The following is a 25,910-nucleotide window of genomic DNA, read 5'->3' as shown; positions in this document are numbered from 1 at the left end:
ACCCTGACCTCTAAATTTCTGGTTAAACCCAGTAGGGTTGGCGCTTCTCGAAAATGCATAACCACCATTTACACCAACTACCGGATAACGCTGTCCCTTTACCTCTTTTAAACTAAGTTCAGCCACCTTTTTATTAATAAAAGCATTCTGTAGATCAGGATTCAACTGTAACGTTTGCTCCTGCAACAGGGTATAATTCAGTTTGTAATCAATGTCCATATCCTCTTCCGCAGTAAATTTAGTATCAATAGCCCTGGCCATAACCTGATTAAGCGTAATCATTGATGTTTGCAAAAGGTTTTTTTGCTGTAAATAGGCAGATGTATCGGTATTGTAGTCAACCTGAGCAGCTAAAACATCAAGTTTCGAACCCTTACCCAGCTGCAGTTTGTTATCAGCAATGGTTAATCTAAATCTCGAAATATCCAATGCACTGTCATTGGCAACAACAAGCTGTTGCTGTTTTACCACTGCATAATATGAATTAATTACATCAGCAATTGTAGTTAATATAGCGGCTTTTGCATTTACCTCGCCCTGTTTTTGCAACTCCTTTAATTTATCATAAGTAGCAAACATCTTAAAGCCGTCAAAAATGGTCCAATCCAGCGCAACACCGTAGTTCATGCTTGTATTCCTAACACCATCGGCAACTCTCTCAGCACCAGTAGAAGTGGTTTGTACTGTATTTTGTCTACTCCCGTCCGTTGCAAAACTCCCTGTAACCCCAGGTAAAAAACCGGCATTGCCAATATTGGTGTTGTTCTTTGCAATCTGCAAATCATTGTTAACCAATTTTATGTCGTAATTATTTTGCAGAGCGATGGTAATTGCCTGTTGAAGCGTTAGTTTCTCCTGGGCAGCTGCATTTTGTACAAAGGCTGCAAGAAGTATGATCAAAATAAAATTAAGCTTTTTCATGTTTCTCTTTGTAAATGGCCACTTATACATTTTCCGTTTTCAACGCAGCTATTAAAGACTCTTTTAGTTCTGAATTTTCCTTGTGTTCTTTAGACCAGAACGAATAAATAGCAGGGATAACAAACAGCGTAAGAATCAGCGCGAATATAGTACCACCAACAATCACAATACCCATACCCATCCTGCTTTTTGCAGCGGCACCTAATGCCATTGCAATAGGAAGCGCACCAATGGCAATAGCCAAACTGGTCATCAAAATAGGTCTTAACCTCGATACTGAAGCCTCTCTGATTGCATCATGAACGCTCTTGCCCTTTTCTTTAAGCTGATTGGCAAATTCAACAATCAAAATACCATTCTTAGTTACCAGTCCGATCAGCATAATGGTGCCAATCTGGCTAAATATATTCCAGCTTTGGCCAAACAACCAGAGGGATAAAAATGCACCGGCTACAGCCATCGGTACCGTTAATATAATGATAATAGGGTCTTTAAAACTTTCGAACTGTGCTGCAAGAATGAGGTAAACCAACAATAACGCAAGGCCAAAGGCAAAAGAAGTATTAGATGAACTCTCTCTAAAATCTCTCGACTCACCGCCTAAATCTGTAGAAAACGTTTCGTCAAGTATTTTAGCCGATATCCTGTCCATTGCATCCAGACCTTCTCCAATACTTTTGCCCGGAGCCAACCCCGCCGAAACAGTTGCTGCGGTAAAGCGGTTATTTCGGAATAGCTGTGGCGGACTGCTCTCTTCTTTACTCGAAACCAGGTTGTCAATCTGAATCAACTCACCTTTATCGTTTCTAACATATACAGAACTAAGATCAAGTGGATCTTTCCTGTCGCCAACCTCAAACTGACCAATAACCTGATACTGCTTTCCGTTCATAAAGAAGTAAGAAAAGCGCTGACCGCTTAAGCCCAATTGTAAAGCAGAACCAATATCTGCAACAGAAACCCCCAGGTTTTTGGCCTTAGCCCTGTCAATAGTTAAGTCAATTTCGGGCTTATTAAACTTCAAATTCACATCAGAAGTTGTAAAAGTAGGATCCTTAGCCACCTCATCCATAAACAAAGGCACTTTTTCTCTTAGCTTTTCAAAATTCTGAGCCTGTATAATGTAATTGATAGGCAAACCACCCCTACGGCCAACCGAAATAGTAGGCTGTTGCGTTACAACCACTTTTCCTTCAGTATATTTTCTGGTAATCTTGGTTAAAGCATTAGTAATATCAGCCTGAGAACGTTGCCTTTCTCCCGGGTCACTTAAGCCCATTCTTACGAACCCGCTATTTGTAGATGCCGAACCACCAAAGCCCGGCGAGGTAACCGTAATAGCCACTTTCTTTTCAGGCACAGAATCCTGAACCATTTGGGAAACCTTACCCACAAAATCATCAGTATAGGCAAAAGAAGAGCCTTCAGGTAGAGTAAGGTTCATGTTAATCGCGCTTCTGTCGTCGTAAGGAGCGGTTTCTTTAGGCAATATCTTCCAAAACAAAACAATAAGACCCAAACAAACCAAAATAATAGGAATTGCCAACCACCTTCTGTCCAAAAACTTGTTTAGTTTTTCTTCGTACCAATCATTCATGGCCACAAAGTATGGCTCCGTCATGTCGTAGAATTTGGATTTTTTGTGCCCGCTTTTTTTCATCAGGTAAGCATTTAGCATCGGTGTTAAAGTAAGCGATACAAATGCCGATATGAGCACGGCGGCCCCAATTACCACCCCAAACTCCCTAAACAGCCGGCCTACAAAGCCCTGCAAAAATATAACCGGTAAAAACACTGCAGCTAAGGTTACTGAAATTGAAATAACAGCAAAAAAGATCTCGTTAGAACCTTTAATTGCGGCCTCAAAAGGGGAGTAGCCCTCTTCTACCTTTTTAAAGATATTTTCTGTAACCACAATACCATCATCAACCACCAAACCCGTTGCCAGTACAATTGCCAGCAGCGACAATACATTAATCGAGAACCCAAAAATGTACATGATAAAAAACGTAAACACCAGCGATACCGGAATATCTATCAGCGGCCTCATTGCAATTGCCCAATCCCTAAAGAATAGGTAAATGATCAGAATAACCAGAATCAGCGACAAGATAATCGTTTCCGCAACCTCAGTAACAGAGCTCTGGATAAACCTGGTTGTATCCAACGAAACATTAAGTTTTATATCCTGTGGAATATCTTTTTGCAGCTGCTCAAACCGCTTGTAAAACTCTTTAGAAATGTCAAGGTAGTTAGCTCCCGGCTGCGGAACCAAGCCAACAGCAACCATAGGCTTTCCAGATTCCCTTAAAACAGTTTCTTCGTTTTCAGAACCCAGAACCGCGTAGCCAACATCTTTTAACTGCACTACATTGTCCGAATCATTTTTCAGAATCAGGTTGTTAAATTCATCTTCGTCAGTTAATTTACCTAAGGTTTTTATCACCAGTTCCGTACTTGCACCCGTAATTTTACCAGATGGCAACTCTACGTTTTCCCTGTCTAACGCAGTAACAATATCTTGCGATGTTAAGCCATAGGCAGCCAGTTTATTAGGGTCTATACGAATACGCATGGCATATTTCCTTTGCCCCTGTATCTGTATACTACTAACCCCGGTTATGGTTTGCAGCCTATCAGAAATCACGTTTTCAGCGTAATCACTTAGCTGCATTACATTCCGCTTATCGCTTTGCACCGTCATCGTAATTACCGCATCAGAGTTAGCATCAGCCTTACTTACAACCGGATTGCCATCGATATCTTTAGGCAAACTTCTTGCCGCCTGCGAAACCTTATCGCGCACATCATTGGCTGCATCGTCTATATTTTTATCCAGATTAAACTCTATGGTAATATTACTACTACCCTGATTACTTGATGAAGAAATATTCCTGATCCCGTCAATCCCATTAATAGATTTTTCAAGCGGTTCAGTGATCTGCGATTCAATAATATCAGAGTTGGCACCCGGATAAGAAGTTCGCACAGAAACCACCGTAGGGTCAATATTAGGGAACTCCCTAACTCCTAAAAAGTTATAGCCGATAACCCCAAACAAAAGGATCATCAGGTTCATTACAATGGCCAAAACCGGCCTTTTTATACTCGTGGTTGAAATACTCATCCTGTCGCTCTTAGTTTTTAGTAACTGTTACATGTACCGGCGTCCCTGTTTTAAGAGCCATGGCACCTGTGGTTAAAACTGTATCTCCAACTTTTAGTCCCGAAGTAATCACGATAGCTTTTGCCGTACGCGTACCCGCCTCAACAGAAATCTGCTGTGCCTGTCCGCCCTTACTTACAAATACCGTTTTCCCATCAAGTACAGGAATTATAGCCTCATTAGGAATTAAAATAGCATCGTTTAAAGTGGTAAGCGCTAATTTAATCCTTGCAAAAGCACCCGGCAGCAACTCGTTATTCGGGTTAGCCGCCAATGCTTTAATCTGTAATGTTCTTGTTTGTGAATTTATTCCCGGTTCAATAGCAAATACCTTTCCGATGTAAGATTTTGCAGATCCATCTGTTCTAAATGAGATCTCAGAGTGTAATTTGATCTGGCCTACATACTTTTCAGGAACCGCGAAGTTTATTTTAATAGGATCTATGCTAAGCAGGTTTGCAATAACACTGGCAGGGGTAATATACTCTCCAACCGAAATAGAGCGCAACCCAATTTTCCCGCTAAAAGGGGCATATATAGATGTTTTTGCCAATTGTGCACGGACCAATTGCGTTTGCGATTTAAGCGACTGCAAATCTGCAAGCGAGGTATCATACTCTTCCTGACTAATTGCTCCCTTTTGCAAAAGCTGTTTTGCCCGGGCTTCGTTAGTAGCCGATAATCGTTCTTTAGTAAGTGCGTCTTGTAACTGAGCCTGTATATCCCTGTCGTTAATTTTTACCAGCAGCGTACCTTTACTTACGTTAGTACCTTCCTTAAAATTAATTGCGGTAACCAATCCAGATACCTCACTTTTTAAAGTAACAGCCTCGTTGGCCTCAACAGCCCCTGTTATTTCAAGATCATTGTTAAAAGCAGCAGCATTTACTACTACGCCATTCACATTCATTGTTGGCGCGCCGCCTTTGGCTCCCTTGCCTCCGCCTTTTCCGCCACCTGAATTTTCGATCGCCTTATTGGCCGAAATCCTGTAATAAATAAAATAAAGAAACCCTAAAACAATTAGGGCATAAACGATATACTTGAGCTTCATATTGGCTGTGTTGACTTTGTTAGCGTACAAAAATATTCAAATATGGCGCCTCACAAGGCTTGTATTAAGGATGTTACAGCTCCATTAACGTAATATTTTACTTACGAGCATATTAAACGGTAGGTAAAATATACACTATTTTAAGCACTTTTATCTAAGTTTGGCACAGCAAAAACAACTAACTTATATTAATAAAGAATTTTTGATGAAAACATCATTAGCAGGATTAATCGTATTACTATCAATAAGTATGACAGCTAAGTCGCAGGTAAAGATTGGGTTCGAGGTAAATTTCACTGAACCACAGGCACATTACGTTGAAATGGAAATGAACATTTCAGGATTAACTAAGGATTATGTAGACGTTAAAATGCCTGTATGGGCACCAGGATCATACTTGGTTCGCGAATTTGCAAAAAATGTAGAGGGCTTTTCGGCTACTGCAAACGATAAGCCTGTTAAGTTCGAGAAAGTAAGAAAAAACGCCTGGAGAATTTATTCCGCTAAAGCAAAAAACATAAAAATCAAATACCGCGTGTATGCTTTTGAAGTATCTGTACGTACCTCTTTTGTTGATGAAAGTCATGCTTTTTTATCAAGCACCGGAATATTTATTTATCCTGATGGCATGCTAAACTTACCAAGCACTGTTAAAGTGAACCCGTTTAAAGGTTGGGAAAAGGTATCTACAGGCTTAGAGCCGGTAAGCGGAAAACCGTTTACTTATACGGCATCGAACTTCGATCTTTTGTTCGATAGCCCTATTGAAGTAGGTAACCAGGATGTTTTTGAATTCACTGCATCTGGTGTTAAACATGAAGTGGCTATGTATGGAGGTGGTAATTACGACAAGGAAAAGCTACAGGTTGATATGGCTAAGGTTGTTGAGCAGGGAACCGCTATTTATGGCGAGAACCCGAATAAACACTATACTTTTATAGTACACAACCGCTCCGTTGGAGGTGGTGGTCTGGAGCATTTAAATTCTACCGTACTTGGCGCATCCAGAGATAAATATGCTGATCCAAAAGGATATAAAGATTTTTTAAATCTTGTTGCACACGAGTATTATCACCTTTGGAACGTAAAACGCTTACGTCCGGTAGCCCTGGGTCCATTTGACTACGATAATGAAAATTACACTACAAACCTTTGGGTTGCCGAAGGTTTTACATCGTACTATGAGAATAAACTAACGCATCGTGCTGGCTTTTTTACTGTTGATGAGACCGCACAGGCGCTAGCAACAGCTATTGCCAATGTGGTAAACACACCGGGCGCAAAAGTTCAGTCGGCCGCCGAAGCGAGTTACGATGCATGGATTAAAGCATATCGTCCTAATGAAAACTCTAACAACGCCACCATTTCTTATTACAGTAAAGGTGAGGTTGTTGGTATGCTTATGGACATTGAAATTGCCCATGCTACTAAAGGAGCCAAGAGTTTGGATGATGTAATGAAAAGCATGTACCATGAGTACTATAAAAAATTAGGCAGAGGTTATACTGATGCTGAATTTAAGGCTATGGTAGAGAAAATTAGCGGCATCAGCTTTACTGATTTCTGGGCCAGATATGTAAATGGAACGGATGCTATTGAGTACAAAAAATACTTTGGCTATGCGGGTATTAGTGTTGTAGACGAAAATGAAGGTAAAATTATTCCGTATTTAGGTGTGGCATCTAAAAAGGTGGAGGGTGATATTATTGTATCGGCTGTTTCGCGTAATTCTGCTGCCTGGGATGGTGGCTTAAATGTGAATGATCAGATTGTAACTGTTGATGGCGTGCCTGTTGAGGTTGCTATTGAGAAAATGCCGGTAGTTACCAGTAAAAATGTTGGCGATGTGATTACCGTTACTATTAGAAGAGATGGTTTGGTAAGGGATATTAAACTTACCTTAAAGGCTAATCCGAATGTTAAATTGATAACTACGGTTAATGAGAATCCAAGCGAAGGAGAAAAGGCTGTAAGAAATCGTTGGCTTTTGGGAAAGAAAGGTTAAAAAACACTTACTATTCAGCGTCTGGAATAAATGCGCTGAAAAAGCGCAATGATTCCTAGACCTCTTCTTAGCAAGCATTTTTTAAGGGAATTGGGCGCATAATATGGAGCACATCCCCGTCCTCGACGACAGGAGAGATCTCTTGATTATGTGAATCGTTTCGTCGCTACTTCTTGGTCGAGAGACTCCTGTTTAATTACATATAAAAGCAAGGGCTGCGAATTCATATTCGCAGCCCTTGCTTTTATATGTAATTGCTTAATAGTGTACTAGTTAAAAAAAGTTAAATGATCTTTGTCATTTAAGTAAATGTTTATCTTGTGGATTATTAACCAATTATAACCAGAAATTATGCGCTCATTCTCTTGTTATCTTATAATGATCTTTTATTTGTTTGCTATGTGTCTAACTGCATTTGGCCAGAGCAAAGACCGTTCAATACCTTCAACAAAGCTGTCTATTGAAGCGCAAAAGAACATCACGATAACAGGCAATATTAAGCAGTTTGCTAAAAACGAAGGTTTAGCAGATCAATATGCATTTCAATACATAGATCTGATTACAGGCAAGGATGTCATTATACCAATTAGCAAAGATAGCATGGGGAATTACAGTGTTACTTTCCCTGTTAATGGTTATCAGGAAATACAGCTCACTCAAGGAGTTAAGTCTGGAGATGATATCCGCTTCGGTTTGTATTTCACGGGGCGTTTTTTTGCAAAGCCGGGAGATGTGATGGACTTCGATTTTAAGCGATTAGAGGATTATACATCTAAGCAAACGTTTAAAGGGAACATGGCTAATGCCAATAACCAGCAAGACGAATATTATAATTCATTGAGAGAAGCACAAGGTTCAACTGATCTCTTTTCTTTTGATTCCCTGGATTCCTTAAAGCCAGGCGGTTATATTCAATTTAAACAATCATTAACGGCACAATTGAAAAAAGTACTTGACTTTAACGCTAAATATTTCAGTGCTCTTAATGCCGATCCATTCCTGAAAGCACAATCGGATCTTGAATCAAAATATTTTGTAGCTAGCCATCTATTGATGGCATTACTTAAGACAAAAGAAAAAGACCCAAACCTATTACAATTTCTCGATTCAATAGGAGCTCCATTAAACAATCAGAAAGCTTTCGGAAACTTTAGGTATAAGAGTTTTTTAAATAGTTATTATCAATTTTTGGAAAGGGAAACATTTGCATCTGGTAAGGAGGTCACTATTCTGTTTACAGATTTGGTCAGGTACCTCCTAAAAGAACATATTGAGTTTTCGGAGGATGAAAAAGCACTTTGCCGGAAAATCCTTGATACAGTGAACAAGGCCTCAGAGGCAGATAGACAGTATTTTATAAACACATATTCAACCAGATTTGACCAGGAATACCTGATGACATTTAAAACAAAGGCGACTTTTGATCAGATAGCATCTAATAAAAATCGTTTTGTAAAGGATGTATTTCTGACAAGATTTCTGAGGGAAAGATTGGATAAGAATCAATTAGTAAATATCAACTCATTAATCTCCAATTATAAATCAATAGTTAGTGACAATCCGGTGAAGAAGCTGTTTTTAAAGGATTATCAACTGGCGTATGACAGGCTTTATAAAAGCAAGCTCTCTGCTAAGTCTGTTTTAAATGATGCCAAAAAGCTGCCCCCTGATGCGCTGGTTAAAACGATTCTTGAGAAATATAAGGGAAAAGTAGTTTACCTGGATGTTTGGGCAACCTGGTGTGTTCCCTGTCTTTCAGAAATGGCCAATTCGAAAAAACTCCGCAATCAGTTCATCGATAAAGACGTTATTTTCTTGTATTTATGCATCAGCTCACCAACTGAAAGCACGTGGCAAAATTTGATTGCCGGTCATAACATAGAAGGAGAGCATTATTTCCTGAATAATGCACAAAGCGCCGAATTGGGTAGAGAGTTCAATATTAGTTTCATTCCCAGGTATTTGATTATCGATAAAGAGGGGAAGGTTGCTAATGCTGAAGGCCCCTCTAGTGCTAAAACGGTAGCGGAAATTGGGGCGCTGTTACTTAAATAGAATGAGGTATATATAAAACAAGGGCTGCGAATTCATATTCGCAGCCCTTGCTGTTTTTCAATAAGGAAGATGTGTAGTTTTATCTAGAACGCGTAACGTAATGAAATGCCGAAACGCGCTGCGGTAAATTCTGTTCCTTGATTAAGGGTAAACATTGGGCGCCAGTCAAATGCAAAGTCAATTGGTGCATTTGGGATTTTAAAATCTAAACCAGCGGTAGGTCTAAGTTGAACTGCAGTTGAGTGTTTTCCAAACAAGAAATTCGGACCAACACCTAAGTACCAGTCTAATCCTCTTGCACCTGCAATTGGAGCCTGATATTGAAATTCTGCACCTAAACCAACAACGTTTCCGTCAAAAAAGATAAGGTTGGCATCAACTGCACCGTTTCTAGAGAAGAAGTGTTTTACATTAAAACCAACACCGGTTGAACCGTCGCCAGCGTCAATACGCATACCTAGTGCAGTTTTATAACTTTGAGCATTAGCCACATTTGATGTTAATGCTAGCAATGCAGTGCAACAAAATAGAGTAAAGATTAATTTTTTCATAATGTCATGTTTAGCTCAGGAAAAGAAAATTTGGAGAAATCTATCAGATGATCTTGAATGATTTATATCATACTCCGACATCGCGAACGAGCAGAGAGATAACAGTGCGGTCTGAATTGGGAAGAATGTTGAGAGCTGCTCTAATCATGAATTGTTCTTTATCCGCCTCCTAAAAATGACCCAAATCACACTGCAATTGTAAAATAATATTGATTATTTTTAGTTAAGTTTGGAAAACAAGGGGCGTAGAGGGAGAATATATGGGCATATCCTTTGTGAACCAAATTCCTATAATATAAATATTAAGCGAAGTACCATGGCTGTAACGATAACAAGAGTATTCGACTTGCTTCAATACAATTTAGAGAAATTTCCAAAGGAAGAATTTGTTAGTGGTAAAATAAACGGAAAGTGGGTAAAATACAGTACCCAAAAGTTTTGTGAGACTGTGGATGCATTGAGCCGCGGATTAATTGGTATCGGGTTGGGAAAAGAATCCAGAGTGGCAGTGATTTCGCCAAACAGACCTGAGTGGAACATCACCGATTTCGCTATTATGCAAATAGGCGCCTATCAGATACCACTTTACCCAACGCTTGCAGAACACGATATCAAATTTATTCTTGAAAATGCAGCCGTTACGGTTGTGTTTGCAGCCGATGAAGCCCTTTATAAAAAATTAAAAAACGTATGTGCAGAACTGGCTACTGATATAAAAGTATATACGTTTAATGACGTGCCGGGTGCCAATAATTGGTCTGCATTGTTAGATGATGGTGCAAAACAAACTCATAATCTTGATGAGTATCGAAATCAAATAAAACCAGAAGATATTTTAACTCTTATTTATACTTCGGGAACAACCGGAACGCCCAAAGGAGTGATGCTTACGCACGATAACCTGGTTAAAAATTTCGAGAACTCCGCGGTGCTTTTGCCAGAAGGAATTACAACGGGTTTGAGCTTCCTGCCCCTGTCTCATATTTTTGAGCGAATGGTTGTTTACCTGTACATGTATACCAACACATCTGTTTATTATGCCGAGAGTATGGATACCATTGTGGCCGATATTCAGTTTGTAAAACCTACGGTTTTCTCTACCGTTCCAAGATTATTGGAAAAGGTATACGAAAAGATCATGGAAAAGGGTAAAGCGCTTACCGGTATTAAAAGGGGAATCTTCTTTTGGTCGGTAGCCCTGGCAGAGAAGTATGAAATTGAAAGCGGTTGGTTCTATAATTTTAAATTAAGCATTGCCAGAAAACTCGTATTTAAAAAATGGCAGGAAGCCTTGGGGGGCAACATTATCGTTATTGTTTCGGGCGGTGCGGCATTAAATCCGCGATTGGCAAGAATCTTTTGGGCTGCGGATATGCCAGTATTTGAAGGTTACGGATTAACGGAAACATCACCGGTAATTACAGTAAACCACTTTGGTAATACCATGTTTGGTACTGTGGGGCCCGCAATTAAAGGGGTAGAAGTAAAGATTGCCGAAGACGGAGAAGTTTTGGCGCGTGGCCACGACATTATGAAAGGCTATTATATGCGCGATGACCTGACTGCCGAAACTATAGATAAAGATGGTTGGTTCCATACCGGAGATATTGGCGAGCTTGTGGGTGGCAAGTTTTTGAAAATCACAGACCGTAAAAAAGAGATATTTAAAACTGCAGGCGGCAAGTATGTGGCACCTCAAATGATAGAAAATAAATTTAAGGAAACACCTTTGGTGGAGCAGGTGATGGTATTGGGCGAAAATCGTAAGTTTCCATCTGCCTTAATTGTTCCTAATTTTGTGGCGTTAAAGGCCTGGGCAGCGAAAAAGGGAATTGGCTATACCACCGATGCTGAAATGGCAAAGGATCCGAACGTAGTAGAAAAGTTCCAGCAAATTGTAGAGCTGTCTGGTAAAGAATTTGGTAAGTGGGAGCAGGTTAAGCGCTTCGCCTTGCTGGCAAAACAATGGAGTATTGATGGTGGTGAGCTTACTCCTAAGCTTAGTTTGAAAAGGAAAGTTATTCTGGAAAAGAATAAAGATATTATAGAAAAAATTTATGCCGACGCAGAGAATTACAAAGAAGAGAAACACGCATAGGAACATTGTATTAGCTTTAATTACAGGGTTAATGCTATCTGGGTGTGTTGGAGGACAGCTTGGAAAGCATAACAGCAACGAGTATAGAAACGGAATGGTGGTTTCTGCAAGTCCGCTTGCCTCTAAGGTTGGCCTGGGTATTTTAAAAAAAGGTGGTAACGCGGTTGATGCTGCGGTTGCCGTACAGTTTGCCCTGGCAGTAGTTTATCCGAATGCCGGTAATCTTGGTGGCGGGGGTTTTATGGTTTATCGCGCTGCTTCTGGAGAAACCAATAGTTTAGATTTTAGAGAAAAAGCAGCGGCATTGTCATCAAGAGACATGTATTTGGATTCTGCCGGTAATGCCATTACCGATAAAAGTTTATACGGCCACCTGGCTGCCGGTGTTCCCGGCTCTGTAGCCGGAATGGTCGAAGCACATCAAAAATATGGTAAACTGAAATGGGCTGATTTAATTGAGCCATCTATAGAATTGGCAAGAAACGGTTTTAAAGTAAGTGCCAGACAAGCCAGAGAGCTTAACGGATTAAAGGAAACGTTTACCGAGTTCAATCCAGATGGTACCGCATTTTTGAAAGCAGGCGATTGGACAGAAGGTGATGTTTTACAGCAGCAAGAGCTGGCCAATACTTTGGAGCAGATTAGAGATCATGGTCGCGCCGGGTTTTATGAAGGTGCTGTTGCCGATAGTTTAATAGCCGAAATGCAACGCGGACAAGGCATTATCTCTAAAGAAGACCTTAAAAACTACAAGGCAGTTTGGCGTAAGCCCACCATAGGTAACTACAAAGAATATAAAATTATTACAATGCCTCCGCCATCAAGTGGTGGCATTGCTTTGTTGCAGTTGCTTAAATCGGTAGAGACTTATCCTTTAAAAAGATGGGGTTTAAATGCTGATTCCACAGTTCAATTGGTGGTTGAGGCCGAACGCAGGGTATATGCCGATAGGGCTGCCTATCTTGGAGATCCTGATTTTTTTAAAGTGCCGGAACAGCAGCTTTTAGATAATGCTTACATCAAAAACAGGATGAGCAATTTTAGCTGGAACAAGGCTACCCCAAGTGCACAAGTTAAAGAAGGGAATTTAAATGGCAGGGAGCATGAGGAAACCACACACTTCTCTATTGTAGACAGGGATGGAAATGCGGTATCTATAACTACCACATTAAACGGGTCGTATGGTGCGGCTGTAGTTGTAAAAGGAGCGGGTTTCTTGTTGAACAACGAAATGGACGATTTCTCCGTAAAGCCCGGAACACCTAATATGTATGGGTTAGTTGGTGGCGAAGCCAATGCCATTGCACCAGGCAAGCGGATGCTAAGCTCTATGACCCCAACTATTATCGAAAAAGATGGTAAACTATTTATGGTTGTAGGCACACCTGGTGGTTCTACTATTATTACTTCGGTTTTTCAAACGATATTAAATGTAATAGAGTTTGATAAAAGTATGCAACAGGCGGTATCGGCTAAAAAGTTTCATCACCAATGGTTGCCCGATGAGGTTTATACTGAAGAAAACACACTCGATAGTTTAACTATGTTAAAACTTAAGGCTAAAGGGTATAATATTATCCCTCGCGGCTCAATTGGCAGAGTGGATGCGATATTGAAAACCAAGTGGGGATATTATCAGGGTGGTGCCGACCCCCGCGGCGATGACAGCATTGCAGCATGGTAGTTTTGTATAGTATATAGCACAGTGGCTTTACCTCTTAAACATTGTTAAAGGTGGTTTTGGCTGTTTGGCCTGAGTATTGAATAATTGAACAGGAATTAAAAAGATTCTGATAATTATTTAAAAACTCGATCTATGAAACTAAGACTATTTAAATGTTTACCCGTAGCTGTTGCAGCACTGCTTGTTGGTGGTGTAGCCCAGGCTCAGGATTCTACAAGGGTAACAACTAGCGATGCAAATAAATTAAATACGTGGTCTATTGGTATAAATGGCGGTGCATTAGCTCCAATTTCTCCTTTGGGAGGAAAAAATGATTTCTCTAACTGGAAAAGCAACTTCGGTTACGGATTATATATTAAAAAACAATTTACGCCATATTTCTCATTGCGTTTAGATGGGGTAAGAGGTAAATTGACTGGTGATAATTCAGAACCATACAAAAGTGGTGCAGTAAACGATAGTCCTATCAGTGCTTTCGAAACTACTCTGGATTATTCAGCAAGCTTAAATGCTGTAGTGAATTTGTTTAATATTGATATGTTCAATAAAAACAATGCATTGCAGTTATATGCATCAGCTGGTGCTGGTGTTGCTGGTTACAAGGTTAAAACCTCTACCGGTAGTGCTGGTTTAACCGACTACAAAAATGGTGAAACACTTAATGAACTGGTTATTCCGGTTGGTGTTGGTGCTAAATTTAAACTGTCTGACAGGATAAACCTTGATTTGGGCTGGACTATGAACTATCTTGATAATGATGATCTTGATGGTTACTTCCGTGGAAGCAATGATAAATACTCATACGCTTATGGTGGTTTGGAATTTGCTTTGGGTAGCGGTCAGAAACAACTTGCATGGCATAATCCTGTAGCTTTAACTTATGATGAGGCTTTACAGGCTAAGCAAACTGCCAATGCTTTGAAAGGCGATCTTGAAGCTCAGAAAGCTGAGAACCAGAAATTAAGAGGCGAAATGAACGATCTGTTGAAAGATACAGATGGTGATGGTGTTGCCGATAAATTGGATAAATGTCCGGATACTCCTTCAGGAACTGTAGTTGATGGATCTGGATGTCCGTTAAAAGTACCGGCTCCGGTGGAAAAAGTTGTTATTACAGAAGCAGATCGTAAGGTTGTTGCTGATGCAATTAAAAACTTAGAATTTGATTTGGGTAAAGCTACAATCAGATCTAAATCATATGCTACATTGAATCGTGTTGCGGCACTGTTGGTTGAGAAAAACTTTAGTTTGAAATTAGCAGGTCATACTGATAATACAGGATCTGATGCGTTAAATATGAGATTATCTAAAGATAGAGCGGAATCTGTAAAAGCTTATTTAGTGTCTCAGGGAGCTAATGCTTCTCGTATTGAGGCAACTGGATATGGCGAGAGTCAGCCTATTGCAAGCAACAAAACTGCAGCAGGCCGTCAGAAAAACAGAAGGGTAGAGTTTACGCTTTACTAGTCTGAAACAGTATTAAGTTTAAAAACCCCACTCTATTGTTTTAGAGTGGGGTTTTTTATGATATAATATTTTGCAAATTATACTTGCAAACTAATTATTATTTCAATAGCTTTGTTATGCAAGCATAGTATTTAATGAAACAACAGGAGACAATAGACTATTTTTTAAAGGTAGTGTGGCAAAACATGGCCAACACCTATAACCAGATCGCATCCGGATTCGGAATAACGCAGGCAATTGGTTATGTATTAATTAATATAGACAAAGAGGGGACGGCGGTGTCCCAGCTTGCAGGTCTGCTTGGGGTCAAGGCAACGAGTTTGTCCAGGATGCTAAACAATATGGAAGAACTGGGGTTAATATACAGGGAAACTTCTGCCGGGGATAAGCGATCGGTTAAAGTTTATCTTACTGATTTTGGCCGCGAGAAAAGACAGCTGGCAAAAGGGGTTGTGATTTCATTTAATGAGTATTTAAATGAAAACCTAAACTCTCACGAGAAGAACAATTTGATATTATCCTTACAGAAATTAAATAAACTGACTTTAGCTTATAAAATACCTGAAGAAAACAGGGAAAATAAAGGCTAACCAGGTAACAGCTTGACAATCATTAAAAGCAAAAATATACTGATGGAAATGATAAACAAGTAAAAACCAATCCCTCGCCAGTTTATTCCAAAAAAGTACTTAACAAAATTACTACTGGTAATTTTGATGATGATATGTCTAAAATTGCAGGTTGTGATTGGATAATAGAGGTTGTTGTAGAAAATCTGGATATTAAGAAAAAAGTATTTGAGCAGGTAGAACAGCACCGTAAACCGGGTACTTTGGTTACTTCCAATACTTCTGGAATTCCTATTCATATGATGGCCGAGGGCAGAAGTGACGATTTTAAAGCGAATTTCTGCGGCACGCATTTCTTTAATCCTCCTCGTTATTTAAGGTTACTTGAAATTATACCTACTCCACATACCAAACCTGAACTGGTAGATTTTCTGATGCATTATGGCGATAAGTTTTTAGGTAAAACGACCGTTTTATGTAAAGATACGCCTGCATTTATAGCAAACAGGGTTGGCGTGTATTCTATTATGGCCTTGCTACATCTGGTTGAAAAGATGGAGCTGACGGTAGAAGAGGTAGATAAATATACTGGTCCGGCTTTGGGCCGACCAAAATCGGCAACTTTCCGTACTACCGATGTAGTAGGGCTAGATACCATGATTAAAGTTGCCAAAGGACTTTATGATAATTGTCCGGATGATAAAGCACACGATCTTTTTAAGCTTCCGGCTTATGTAGAAAAGATGGAAGCCAATAAATGGCTTGGTGATAAAACCAACCAGGGTTTTTATAAAAAAACAAAGACTGCAGATGGCAAAACAGAGATTCTTGCCCTTGATTTAAAAACACTGGAATACAGACCGCAGGTAAAAGTTAAATCGGCTACACTGGATTTGACCAAACCGATTGAGAACGTAAGAGACAGGATGAAAGTGTTTGCTGCAGGTAAAGACAAAGCAGGCGAGCTTTTCAGAGCTTCGTTTTTTGGTTTGTTCGAATATGTTTCTGACAGGATTCCGGAGATATCTGATGAACTATACAGAATTGATGATGCCATGCGTGCCGGTTTTGGATGGGATTTAGGTCCGTTTGAGGTTTGGGACGCTGTAGGCATAGCAGAATCTATTGAGGACATGAAAAAATATGGACACGAGGCTGCGGCCTGGGTTCATGAGATGCTTGCTGCCGGTAATACATCGTTTTACAAGGTAGAGGATGGGGTTCGAAAATATTACGATATCCCTACCAAAAGCTATAAAGCAGTTCCGGGTACAGAGGCGTTCATTATTCTTGATAATTTAAGGGGCAGCAAGGTGATCTGGAAAAACTCCGGTGCATCGATTATTGATTTGGGCGATGGAATTATCAACGTAGAGTTTCATTCTAAAATGAATACCATTGGTGGCGATACTTTACAGGCCATTAATAAAGCAATTGATATGGCAGAGAAGGATTACAGAGGGGTGGTGATTGGAAATGATGGTGCAAATTTCTCGGCCGGTGCCAACGTAGGGATGATCTTTATGATGGCGGTTGAGCAGGAGTGGGACGAGTTGAATATGGCGATAAGGACGTTCCAGAATACTTCTATGCGCATCAGGTATTCTTCTATCCCGGTAGTTGTCGCGCCACATAACCTTACACTTGGTGGTGGTTGCGAGTTCAGCTTACATGCCGATCATGTGCAGCTTAATGCCGAAACCTATATGGGTTTGGTTGAGTTTGGTGTAGGAGTTATACCCGGTGGGGGCGGTACCAAAGAATTTGCTTTAAGGGCATCTGATGAATATAATGATGATCAGATTGTTCAGAATGTGCTTAAGGATAGGTTTTTAACTATCGGTATGGCTAAGGTTTCTACCTCGGCTGTTGAGGCTTTTGAGCTGGGTTACTTGCAAAAAGGTAAATATTCTATTTCTATGAACAGGAGCAGGCTAATTGCTGATGCTAAGGCTAAGGCAATTGAACTTGCCGATGCGGGTTACACACAGCCAGTTAGACGAAAAGATATTAAGGTATTGGGTAAACAGGGTTTAGGTATTGTTTACGCAGGTGCTAATACCATGTATTCGGGCCATTACATCTCCGAGCATGATAAAAAGATCTCTGAAAAATTAGGTTGGGTGATGTGTGGAGGTGATCTTTCATCGCCAACAGAAGTAACCGAACAGTATTTACTGGATTTGGAAAGGGAAGTGTTTTTATCGCTTTGCGGTGAAAGGAAAACGCTTGAACGTATCCAAAGTATTGTAACTAAAGGCAAGCCATTAAGAAATTAATTTTTTGATTAAAAAAGATAAGACATGCAAGAAGCATATATTATAGCAGGATATCGTACCGCAGTAGGCAAAGCCCCTCGTGGTGTATTTCGTTTTACGAGGGCAGATGATCTGGCAGCTGAAGTAATCAGACATTTGGTGGCATCCATACCCAATCTGGATAATGAGCAAATTGATGATGTGATTGTAGGTAATGCTACGCCTGAAGCAGAACAGGGACTAAATATTGGTCGTATGATATCGCTGATGGGTTTAGATACGGATAAAGTACCGGGTGTTACCATTAACAGATATTGTGCTTCAGGCCTGGAAACTATTGCCACGGCGGTTGCTAAAATTAAAAGCGGTATGGCCGATTGCATTATTGCCGGTGGGGTTGAAGTGATGTCGGGTATGCCTTTTGGTGGTTGGAAAGTTGTTCCGAATGCCGAGGTTGCCAGGGTTAATCCGGATTGGTATTGGGGGATGGGCTTAACAGCTGAGGCGGTTGCGCGTGAGTATAATGTGAGCAGGGAAGATCAGGATGAATTTTCTTATCAGTCGCATCAGAAGGCTGTTGAAGCGATTAAAAATGGTCATCTGAAAGATGGGCTTTTACCAATTACGGTAAATGAAAACTATCTGGATGCTGATATGAAAAAGAAAACCAGAAGTTATGTGGTGGATACTGATGAAGGGCCAAGGGCCGATACTTCGATAGAGAAGCTGGCTAAATTAAAACCTGTATTTGCAGCTGATGGTTGTATTACTGCCGGTAATTCTTCGCAAACATCAGATGGTGCTGCGTTTGTTTTGGTGGTTTCTGAAAAGAAAATGAAAGAGCTGGGTGTTGAGCCTATTGCACGTTTGGTTAGCTATGGTATAGCTGGTGTTCCGCCGCGTATCATGGGAATTGGGCCTATCTATGCCATCCCTAAAGCTTTGAAACAAGCGGGTATGACGCTTGATCAGGTTGAATTGATTGAATTGAATGAGGCCTTTGCTTCTCAGTCGCTTGCGGTTGTTAGAGAATTGGGTATCAATAAAGATATTTTAAACGTTAACGGAGGTGCTATTGCACTTGGTCACCCACTAGGGTGTACTGGTGCCAAGCTATCTGTGCAGTTGTTTAATGAATTAAAAAGAAGAAAACAAAAATACGGTATGGTAACTATGTGTGTGGGTAGCGGACAAGGTGCGGCCGGTATTTTTGAAATGCTTTAATCTTATAGGTATTATGGAAACTACAGACAAAAAGACTATTAAGGGCGGAGAGTTTTTGATAACAGAAACCGCTTATCAGGATGTATTTATTCCTGAAGAATTTGATGAAGAGCAAAAAATGATTGCGCAGACTTGTCGTGATTTCCTTGCTGCAGAGGTATATCCAAATCTTGATCGTATTGATACGCAGGAGGAAGGATTAATGCCTTCGCTAATGGATAAAGCAGGAGAGCTGGGGATTCTGGGTGTATCTATACCTGAAGAATACGGCGGTTTTGGGAAGAATTTTAATACTTCGATGCTGGTAGCTGATGTTATTGGTGCCGGTCACTCTTTTGCTGTTGCGCTTTCTGCACATACCGGAATTGGTACTCTGCCTATTCTGTATTATGGAAATGCTGCTCAAAAAGATAAATATATTCCTAAGCTGGCAACTGGCGAATGGAAAGCAGCTTACTGCTTAACTGAACCAAATTCTGGTTCTGACGCCAACTCTGGTAAAACAAAAGCCAAACTAAGTGCTGACGGTAAACATTATTTGATCAATGGTCAGAAAATGTGGATCACTAATGGTGGTTTCGCTAATGTGTTTATTGTGTTTGCCAAGATTGATGACGATAAAAACCTAACCGCATTTATTGTTGAGCGTGAGTTTGGTGGCATTACCATGAACCCTGAAGAGCATAAAATGGGTATTAAAGGTTCTTCGACCAGACAGGTGTTTTTTAACGACTGCCCTGTACCTGTTGAAAACATGTTATCTGAGCGCGAAAACGGGTTTAAAATTGCTGTAAATATCTTAAACATTGGAAGGATTAAACTGGCAGCTGCGGCTATTGGTGCCTCTAAATCTGTAATAGATACGGCTATTAATTATTCGAATGAGCGTATTCAGTTTGAAAGACCTATCTCTAAATATGGAGCTATTCGTCATAAACTGGCCGAGATGGCTTCTAAAGTTTATGCTGTGGAGTCGGCTAATTACCGTGCAGGTCAGAATATCGATGATGCATATGATACCCTGGTTGCGGGTGGCATGGATGCCGGTAAGGCGAAATTAAAATCTACAGAACAGTTTGCAGTTGAGTGCGCCATTTTGAAGGTATGGGGATCTGAAGCGTTGGATTATGTTGTTGATGAAGGTGTGCAGATTTATGGCGGTATGGGATTCTCGGCCGAGGCACCTATGGACAGGGCTTATCGGGATGCGCGGATTAACAGGATATTTGAGGGCACTAACGAGATAAACAGATTGCTTACTGTTGATATGATGCTGAAACGTGCAATGAAGGGCGAACTGGATTTGATGACTCCGGCAACTGCTGTTGCAGGTGAATTAATGTCCATCCCTGATTTTGGTGAAGAGGATGATACTTTGTTTGCTGCAGAAAAGAAAATCATTAAAAACCTTAAAAAGGCTACTTTAATGGTTGCTGGTGCTGCGGTTCAGAAGTTGATGATGAGCTTGTCTAAAGAGCAAGAGATTCTGATGAATATTGCTGATATGGCCAGCTATGTGTATGTAGCTGAATCGGCAATGTTGAGAACGGAGAAACTGGTAAGTATCAGAGGTGAAAAGCAATGTGAGGGGCAGTTGAATTTAATGCGCATCTACTTTGTGGAAGCGGTTGATGCGGTTCAAAAGGCTGGTAAAGAAGCGCTATGGGCGTTTGCCGAAGGCGATGAACTGAGGATGATGATGGTTGGCTTGCGCAGATTTACTAAAGCAGAGCCGTTTAATGTTAAAAATGTTCGCCAAAGTGTGGCACAGCAGCTAATAGCTGCAAATAGGTACTGTTACTAACTTATTTTATACTAGGAGTAACATTTCATAAATAAACTGGGCGCCCCTAAAATATTAGGGGCGTTTTTTATGTCAATTGTTAAAATTGGTTAAAAATTGTTCTATCGCCAATAAAAGACTATTTTTGTGCATTATGTTAAGAAATAGGCTTTTATTAGGGATAGCTATCATTGTTGGTGTTTTAGCCGCGTGTACAAAACCTGAAGTCTATGATGAAAAAGCTCAGTTTGAGATTGATGAAACGATAATTAAGGACTGGGCAGTGGCAAATAAGGTTACTTTAACAAAAGATACGAGCGGGCTTTATTACAGAATTGATTCTGCTGGTACAGGAGCCGACGATCGTGCCCCGACTGATACTTTAACTGTAGAGTATGAAGGCCGCTTAATGACCGATTCAGTTTTTAGTCGGGCTACCGCTGATAATCCGTTTAAGTTTATTCGGGAAAGTGTAATGCCGGGCTGGAGAATAGGTTTGTCTTTAATTAAGCCAGGTGGACGGATAGAGTTACTGGTGCCTTCAAAACTGGCATATAAGAATTACCCTACTCCCGGAGTACCGGCAAATTCTGTATTATATTTTATTATTGATTATAAAAAAGTTGCTAAAAAAGTAGATAAACAAAAATAGTATGTTAAAAAAAATTACCTCATATACCTTTCTTCTAGTGGGTTTGATTCTTCTAAATTCTTGTAAAAAGGAATATGAGTCCATTCAAAGTATAGATGATACTAAAATAAAAGATTACATCTCGAGCAATAATATCACCGATGCAATAGAAGATCCTGATAAAACAGGATTTTATTATCAGATTAAGACACAAGGAACCGGAGAGCTTTTTAAGACTACCGATTCTGTTTTGTATTCTGTATCTGTAAAATCGTTATTGAACGGTACTAATTATCACACTACACCCGCTATCTCTAACTTAGGAACATATGTAGGGTATGCCAGTTCTTTTTCTTATTCTGGCGGTACTAGTGTTGGATCTGTGGGCATCCAGCTTCCAAGTTTAAGAAAAGTATTGCAGACCCTTAAGCCGGGTGGTGTTGCTAGAATTTTATTGCCTTCATACCTGGCCTTTGGTAAAAACGGAACAACTGTTTTAAATATTCCATCAAATGAAAATATTGAATTCACTGTTACTACTTACCCTGAAAAGTCTCAAAGGTTATTGGATGATAGAAGAATCAGAGAGTTCATACAATCAAAAGGTTTAACCGCTACAAAAGACCCATCTACCGGAGTTTACTATTCAGTTATACAGGCCGGTACAGGTACCGAAGTTATTGATCTTAATACTACTTTGAAAGCCAAGTATACAGGTCGCACATTTGATGGAACCTCATTTGATTCTAATACTGATGGAACATTTTCAACCACACTACTGCAAGTTATTTCTGGTTGGGAAGTGTTGACGAAATTTACAAAGGGCGCAAAAGTTAGGATTTTCATTCCATCTTCAGAGGCTTATGGAACTGCCGGTAGCTCAACTGGAACTATCCCTCCTAATGCCTGTTTAGATTTTGATATTGAAATTGTTGATGTTACCAACTAATTTGGTGTCTATTCATTTAGTGCATCCTTAAAAACTTTTAACACTCTTTCTCTTGCAAAAGCATGTTCAACAATAGGTTGTACATGCTTTTGTTGTTTATATTCAGGTAGCCAATGGTTGATATAAGCCTGATCCGGATCAAATTTTTTGGCCTGAAGTTCCGGATTAAATACCCGGAAGTATGGTGCGGCATCGTTTCCACATCCGCACGACCATTGCCATCCTCCAATATTGCTGGCCATTTCGTAATCCAATAATTTCTCTGCAAAATAGGCTTCGCCCCAGCGCCAGTCTATTAATAGATGCTTAGTTAAAAAAGAGGCTACTACCATGCGTACCCGGTTGTGCATATAGCCGGTTTGATTGAGTTGTCTCATTCCTGCATCTACCAGTGGGTAACCGGTTTTACCCTCACACCAGGCTTCGAAATCTGATTCATTGTTTAGCCATTGGATATTGTCGTAAGCAGGTTTAAAGGACTGATGCACGATTCTGGGGAAGTGCCAGAGGATCATCATGTAAAAATCTCTCCAGGCAAGTTCGGATAGCCACTTGTTTGCTTTTTGTTTTAATGCTTGTTGTGCAGCCTCGCGGATACTTATTGTGCCGAAGCGAAGATGCATGCCGATATGTGTAGTGGCATCAACAGCTGGGAAATCTCTCTTGTCTTCATAATCGGTAAGTTTGCTGCCGAAACGTTTTGAGGGGAACTTTTGGCTCGACTCTTTGAATCCGATTTCTGCTAAAGTAGGTAATGGAAGAGAGGCTATTTTAAGAAGATTGTTGAAGTAGTTGTTTATGGGATATGACTTAATGTAAAATTCATTAAGCTTTGCCCGCCATTGGTTGAAATAGGGAGTGAAAACGGTGTAAGGCTTTCCGTCGGCCTTTAAAATCTCGTTCTTTTCAAAGATGACCTGGTCTTTGAATGTTTTAAACTCAATTTGTTCAGATGCAAGATATTCTGCCAGTGCATCATCTCTTTCAATTGCATTGGGTTCGTAATCATGGTTGGTATAAACAGCTTTTACATTGTAGTTTTTTAAAATTTGAATCCATACCTCTTCAGGCGTGCCATATTCAACTGCTATGGTAGATCCCTGTGTTGCAAGTTCGGAATGAATTTCCTGTAAGGTGTGATGTATAAAGGTTACTCTTGGATCTTCCCGGTTTGAAAGTTTTTTGAGAATCTTTGTGTCAAAAATAAAAAGAGGCAGGACGGGGTATGGCCCTCTTAACGCCTCGTAAAGTGCTGCATTGTCGTCTAACCTTAAATCTCTTCTGAACCAGCAAACGCTTATTTCTTCTTTCACTACTTGTAAATATCGGTTAATGCATCTTCCAGGTGGGTATATTTAAATATAAAACCTGCATCCAGAAGTTTTTGTGCAGATGTATTTGTGCTTATGAGCGGGAGGATACTCATTTTTCCGAGAATCATTTCCAGTACTTTTTCCGGTACATGTATTGGCCATACCGGACGTTTTATTGTTTTTGCTATCGCTTTTGTTAAAGTTTCGTTGGTAACCGGAAAAGGCGCACAAGCGTTGTAAGCACCCTGGTATGATGGATTCTCTGCTGCCGTAAGAAACATATTTACAATATCATCAATGTGTACCCATGGGGTCCATTGCTTCCCGCTACCTAAGGGGGCGCCAACAAAATAGCGGATGGGCCTTTCTAATGCTGCCAGACCGCCTTCTGATTTACCAAGAACAAAACCAATTCTGAATTTAACTATTCGCAGATCTGGTGAGGCGCCTTCATCAACTGCCTCTTCCCATAATTTACAACACCTGGAAAGAAAGCCTGTGCTGCTTCCAGATTCTTCAGTTAATATTTCATCTCCACGGTTTCCGTAATAACCGATGGCCGAGGCTGAAATAAAGGTTTTTACAGGGGCCTGTGTTTCTTTAATGGTTTTATAAAGCAATTGGGCAGACATTACCCTGCTATCTATAATTTGTTGTTTACGTTCTTTTGTCCATTTCTTTTCTGCAATGTTTTCGCCTGCCAAATGAATAATGGTATCTATGCCTTGCAGGCAGTTTGGATCTATGGTCTGTTTGTAAACATCCCATAAATAAACAGTTGCGTTTTTTATGCTGGTGGCTTTCCTTGTTAGCACAGAAACTCTATGCCCGGATTCATGTAGCGCATTTATTAGTTTTTTGCCTAGCATACCGGTAGCTCCTGTAATCAAGATTTGGTTCTTCATACTTCAATAACCTATTGTTTTAACTTTAAGTTTTGCGAAAAGCGCTTTTTATGCCTTTGATTTGTTTCGCTAGTGTAAATATTGGGGTTGTGATTCTTATTCGGATAAAAAATCGTATATTTTTGTAAATAGTACACAAAACTCAGTTGCAAGTTAATGAAGTCTAAGAAAATATTGGTGTGGTTCAGGAATGACCTTCGCTTACATGATAATGAAATGTTAGTTGAAGCAATTGCTAAATCGGACTGTATTTTACCTATTTATTTTTTTGATCCCCGACATTTTGAGAGTACTTCGTTCGAAACAGAAAAAACAGGAGCACGCAGAGCGCAGTTTTTGTTAGAAAGTGTTTCATCATTAAGAACAGCATTTCAAAAATTAGGTGGGGACATATTGCTGATACAGGGTAAACCTGAAGAGCATATACCGGCTATTGTTGAGCAGTTAGAAATTTCTGAGGTTTATCATCACCGAGAAGTTGGTCCGGAAGAAACTATAATATCTACTTATGTAGAGGATGCCTTGTGGAAACAAAGGATTAATCTTAAACATTTTATTGGGCATACACTTTATAATAAGGAAGATTTGCCTTTTCCAATTAAAGATATTCCAGATGTATTTACTCAGTTTGATCAGATATTTATATCAAATATAGCTCAAAAGTTGCGGCGGATAAACAGGGGTTTTCTTCTAGGATTTCGGGATGGCTCTCGTTCGGTTGTCTTTCGCCAAGAAAGGTTTATTGGATGGTTAAAGAGGCCGAGGCGAGCTTTGGTGCCAATCCTAATTTTAATCAGATCTTATTGGGCTTGCTTTGGCGCGATTACTTTAGATTTATGTTTAAAAAACATGGGATTAAGTTTTTCCAGGAGCCAGATTTTGAAGAACTGATTTTATCGCCTGTTGAGGTTGATGAGACTTTGGTGAAAAAATGGAAAGATGGGGAGACGGGGCATTTGCTTGTTGATAAATACATGAAAGAGCTAAATGACTCTGGATTTATTCCTCATGCAGGCCGCTTAGTTGTTGCTACTTTTCTGATTCATGTTTTAAAAATTCATTGGACAATTGGGGCTGCATATTTTGAAGAAAAGCTAGTGGATTATGCTCCTGCGAGTAACTGGGGTAATTGGGCAAATGTTGCAGGCGCTGGTCTTGACCTTAAATCAAAGAACACATTTGACCTTGATAAACAAATGAAAATTCTGGATGTAGTATCTCCTGATGCTGCCTCTCTTGTCTGATATTCTTGTTTAATAAATGCTGCTTTTGGACAG

General features: G+C 40.0%; 18 protein-coding genes and 1 pseudogene. 13 read left to right on the top strand and 6 right to left on the bottom strand.

Annotation, left to right across the window (positions count from 1 at the left end; all coding sequences use genetic code 11):
- The 3 genes from AC1DDX_RS06345 to AC1DDX_RS06335 form a co-directional block, all read right to left on the bottom strand.
- The coding region (locus AC1DDX_RS06345; RefSeq protein ID WP_477621876.1) for a TolC family protein at positions 1-921 on the bottom strand (921 nt) is incomplete at its 3' end.
- Between the two features lie 22 nt (positions 922-943).
- The gene (locus AC1DDX_RS06340) at positions 944-4,048 is read right to left on the bottom strand and encodes an efflux RND transporter permease subunit (RefSeq protein ID WP_172660453.1); all 3,105 of its coding nucleotides are present in this window, start codon (positions 4,046-4,048) and stop codon (positions 944-946) included.
- Positions 4,049-4,058: 10 nt separating this feature from the next.
- Positions 4,059-5,141 carry an efflux RND transporter periplasmic adaptor subunit gene (locus AC1DDX_RS06335; RefSeq protein ID WP_172660454.1) on the bottom strand — a complete coding sequence of 361 codons (1,083 nt, stop codon included), beginning with the start codon at positions 5,139-5,141 and terminating at the stop codon, positions 4,059-4,061.
- 205 nt (positions 5,142-5,346) lie between these two features.
- Here AC1DDX_RS06335 and AC1DDX_RS06330 point away from each other — a divergent pair, with 205 nt between their 5' ends.
- Together AC1DDX_RS06330 and AC1DDX_RS06325 are read left to right on the top strand one after the other, a co-directional pair.
- Complete coding sequence (locus AC1DDX_RS06330; RefSeq protein ID WP_337718258.1) at positions 5,347-7,146, top strand: M61 family metallopeptidase; 1,800 nt, start codon at positions 5,347-5,349, stop codon at positions 7,144-7,146.
- Between the two features lie 399 nt (positions 7,147-7,545).
- On the top strand, positions 7,546-9,201 hold the full coding sequence (locus AC1DDX_RS06325) for a TlpA family protein disulfide reductase (protein WP_337718256.1): 1,656 nt from the start codon (positions 7,546-7,548) through the stop codon (positions 9,199-9,201).
- 83 nt (positions 9,202-9,284) lie between these two features.
- On the opposite strand, the gene AC1DDX_RS06320 is transcribed toward AC1DDX_RS06325, so the two are convergent.
- The gene (locus AC1DDX_RS06320; protein ID WP_099439747.1) at positions 9,285-9,752 is read right to left on the bottom strand and encodes a hypothetical protein; all 468 of its coding nucleotides are present in this window, start codon (positions 9,750-9,752) and stop codon (positions 9,285-9,287) included.
- Between the two features lie 316 nt (positions 9,753-10,068).
- Between AC1DDX_RS06320 and AC1DDX_RS06315 the strand changes: the two genes are divergently transcribed.
- The 9 genes and pseudogenes from AC1DDX_RS06315 (at position 10,069) to AC1DDX_RS06275 (ending at position 22,415) form a co-directional block, all read left to right on the top strand.
- Positions 10,069-11,850, top strand: coding sequence for an AMP-dependent synthetase/ligase (locus AC1DDX_RS06315; protein WP_337718254.1), 1,782 nt, complete (start codon positions 10,069-10,071; stop codon positions 11,848-11,850).
- On the top strand, positions 11,810-13,534 hold the full coding sequence (gene ggt, locus AC1DDX_RS06310) for a gamma-glutamyltransferase (protein WP_337718253.1): 1,725 nt from the start codon (positions 11,810-11,812) through the stop codon (positions 13,532-13,534). Before AC1DDX_RS06315 ends, ggt begins: the two co-directional genes overlap by 41 nt.
- 132 nt (positions 13,535-13,666) lie before the next feature.
- Positions 13,667-15,001, top strand: a complete 1,335-nt coding sequence (locus AC1DDX_RS06305; protein ID WP_172660456.1) for a DUF6089 family protein — start codon at positions 13,667-13,669, stop codon at positions 14,999-15,001.
- Between the two features lie 134 nt (positions 15,002-15,135).
- Positions 15,136-15,591, top strand: coding sequence for a MarR family winged helix-turn-helix transcriptional regulator (locus tag AC1DDX_RS06300; RefSeq protein WP_172660457.1), 456 nt, complete (start codon positions 15,136-15,138; stop codon positions 15,589-15,591).
- A 59-nt stretch (positions 15,592-15,650) separates the two neighbouring features.
- Positions 15,651-17,849 (top strand): annotated as a pseudogene (locus tag AC1DDX_RS06295) (3-hydroxyacyl-CoA dehydrogenase NAD-binding domain-containing protein); the annotation flags it as partial.
- A 24-nt stretch (positions 17,850-17,873) separates the two neighbouring features.
- Entirely contained in the window at positions 17,874-19,052 is a 1,179-nt protein-coding gene (locus AC1DDX_RS06290) for an acetyl-CoA C-acyltransferase (RefSeq protein ID WP_172660458.1), read from the top strand.
- Positions 19,053-19,065: 13 nt separating this feature from the next.
- Entirely contained in the window at positions 19,066-20,856 is a 1,791-nt protein-coding gene (locus AC1DDX_RS06285; RefSeq protein WP_288883722.1) for an acyl-CoA dehydrogenase family protein, read from the top strand.
- Between the two features lie 133 nt (positions 20,857-20,989).
- Positions 20,990-21,487, top strand: a complete 498-nt coding sequence (locus tag AC1DDX_RS06280) for an FKBP-type peptidyl-prolyl cis-trans isomerase (RefSeq protein ID WP_172660460.1) — start codon at positions 20,990-20,992, stop codon at positions 21,485-21,487.
- A gap of 1 nt (position 21,488) precedes the next feature.
- Entirely contained in the window at positions 21,489-22,415 is a 927-nt protein-coding gene (locus AC1DDX_RS06275; RefSeq protein ID WP_172660461.1) for an FKBP-type peptidyl-prolyl cis-trans isomerase, read from the top strand.
- 8 nt (positions 22,416-22,423) lie between these two features.
- Here AC1DDX_RS06275 and AC1DDX_RS06270 read toward each other — a convergent pair whose 3' ends face one another.
- Complete coding sequence (locus tag AC1DDX_RS06270) at positions 22,424-23,728, bottom strand: cryptochrome/photolyase family protein (RefSeq protein WP_337718250.1); 1,305 nt, start codon at positions 23,726-23,728, stop codon at positions 22,424-22,426.
- Positions 23,728-24,633 (bottom strand): TIGR01777 family oxidoreductase, encoded by a 906-nt coding sequence (locus AC1DDX_RS06265; protein WP_172660463.1) that lies wholly within the window; start codon positions 24,631-24,633, stop codon positions 23,728-23,730. The genes AC1DDX_RS06270 and AC1DDX_RS06265 overlap by 1 nt, the downstream gene beginning before the upstream one ends.
- 156 nt (positions 24,634-24,789) lie before the next feature.
- On the opposite strand from AC1DDX_RS06265, the gene AC1DDX_RS06260 reads away from it, so the two are divergent.
- Together AC1DDX_RS06260 and AC1DDX_RS06255 are read left to right on the top strand one after the other, a co-directional pair.
- A complete protein-coding gene (locus AC1DDX_RS06260; RefSeq protein ID WP_477621875.1) occupies positions 24,790-25,524 on the top strand; it encodes a deoxyribodipyrimidine photo-lyase in 735 nt (244 codons plus the stop codon).
- Complete coding sequence (locus tag AC1DDX_RS06255) at positions 25,470-25,877, top strand: FAD-binding domain-containing protein (RefSeq protein ID WP_477621874.1); 408 nt, start codon at positions 25,470-25,472, stop codon at positions 25,875-25,877. Before AC1DDX_RS06260 ends, AC1DDX_RS06255 begins: the two co-directional genes overlap by 55 nt.
- Positions 25,878-25,910 lie beyond the last annotated feature (33 nt).

It is taken from the genome of Pedobacter sp. 10L46_2 (genome assembly GCF_056395165.1).
This window is presented reverse-complemented; position numbering and strand designations above follow the sequence as displayed.

Excerpts from the sequence above, each read along its gene's own strand:
- AC1DDX_RS06340 (WP_172660453.1), bottom strand. The coding sequence starts at position 4,048 with ATGAGTATTTCAACCACGAGTATAAAAAGGCCGGTTTTGGCCATTGTA.
- AC1DDX_RS06335 (WP_172660454.1), bottom strand. The coding sequence starts at position 5,141 with ATGAAGCTCAAGTATATCGTTTATGCCCTAATTGTTTTAGGGTTTCTT.
- AC1DDX_RS06330 (WP_337718258.1), top strand. The coding sequence starts at position 5,347 with ATGAAAACATCATTAGCAGGATTAATCGTATTACTATCAATAAGTATG.
- AC1DDX_RS06325 (WP_337718256.1), top strand. The coding sequence starts at position 7,546 with ATGTGTCTAACTGCATTTGGCCAGAGCAAAGACCGTTCAATACCTTCA.
- AC1DDX_RS06320 (WP_099439747.1), bottom strand. The coding sequence starts at position 9,752 with ATGAAAAAATTAATCTTTACTCTATTTTGTTGCACTGCATTGCTAGCA.
- AC1DDX_RS06315 (WP_337718254.1), top strand. The coding sequence starts at position 10,069 with ATGGCTGTAACGATAACAAGAGTATTCGACTTGCTTCAATACAATTTA.
- ggt (WP_337718253.1), top strand. The coding sequence starts at position 11,810 with ATGCCGACGCAGAGAATTACAAAGAAGAGAAACACGCATAGGAACATT.
- AC1DDX_RS06305 (WP_172660456.1), top strand. The coding sequence starts at position 13,667 with ATGAAACTAAGACTATTTAAATGTTTACCCGTAGCTGTTGCAGCACTG.
- AC1DDX_RS06300 (WP_172660457.1), top strand. The coding sequence starts at position 15,136 with ATGAAACAACAGGAGACAATAGACTATTTTTTAAAGGTAGTGTGGCAA.
- AC1DDX_RS06290 (WP_172660458.1), top strand. The coding sequence starts at position 17,874 with ATGCAAGAAGCATATATTATAGCAGGATATCGTACCGCAGTAGGCAAA.
- AC1DDX_RS06285 (WP_288883722.1), top strand. The coding sequence starts at position 19,066 with ATGGAAACTACAGACAAAAAGACTATTAAGGGCGGAGAGTTTTTGATA.
- AC1DDX_RS06280 (WP_172660460.1), top strand. The coding sequence starts at position 20,990 with ATGTTAAGAAATAGGCTTTTATTAGGGATAGCTATCATTGTTGGTGTT.
- AC1DDX_RS06275 (WP_172660461.1), top strand. The coding sequence starts at position 21,489 with ATGTTAAAAAAAATTACCTCATATACCTTTCTTCTAGTGGGTTTGATT.
- AC1DDX_RS06265 (WP_172660463.1), bottom strand. The coding sequence starts at position 24,633 with ATGAAGAACCAAATCTTGATTACAGGAGCTACCGGTATGCTAGGCAAA.
- AC1DDX_RS06260 (WP_477621875.1), top strand. The coding sequence starts at position 24,790 with ATGAAGTCTAAGAAAATATTGGTGTGGTTCAGGAATGACCTTCGCTTA.
- AC1DDX_RS06255 (WP_477621874.1), top strand. The coding sequence starts at position 25,470 with ATGTTTAAAAAACATGGGATTAAGTTTTTCCAGGAGCCAGATTTTGAA.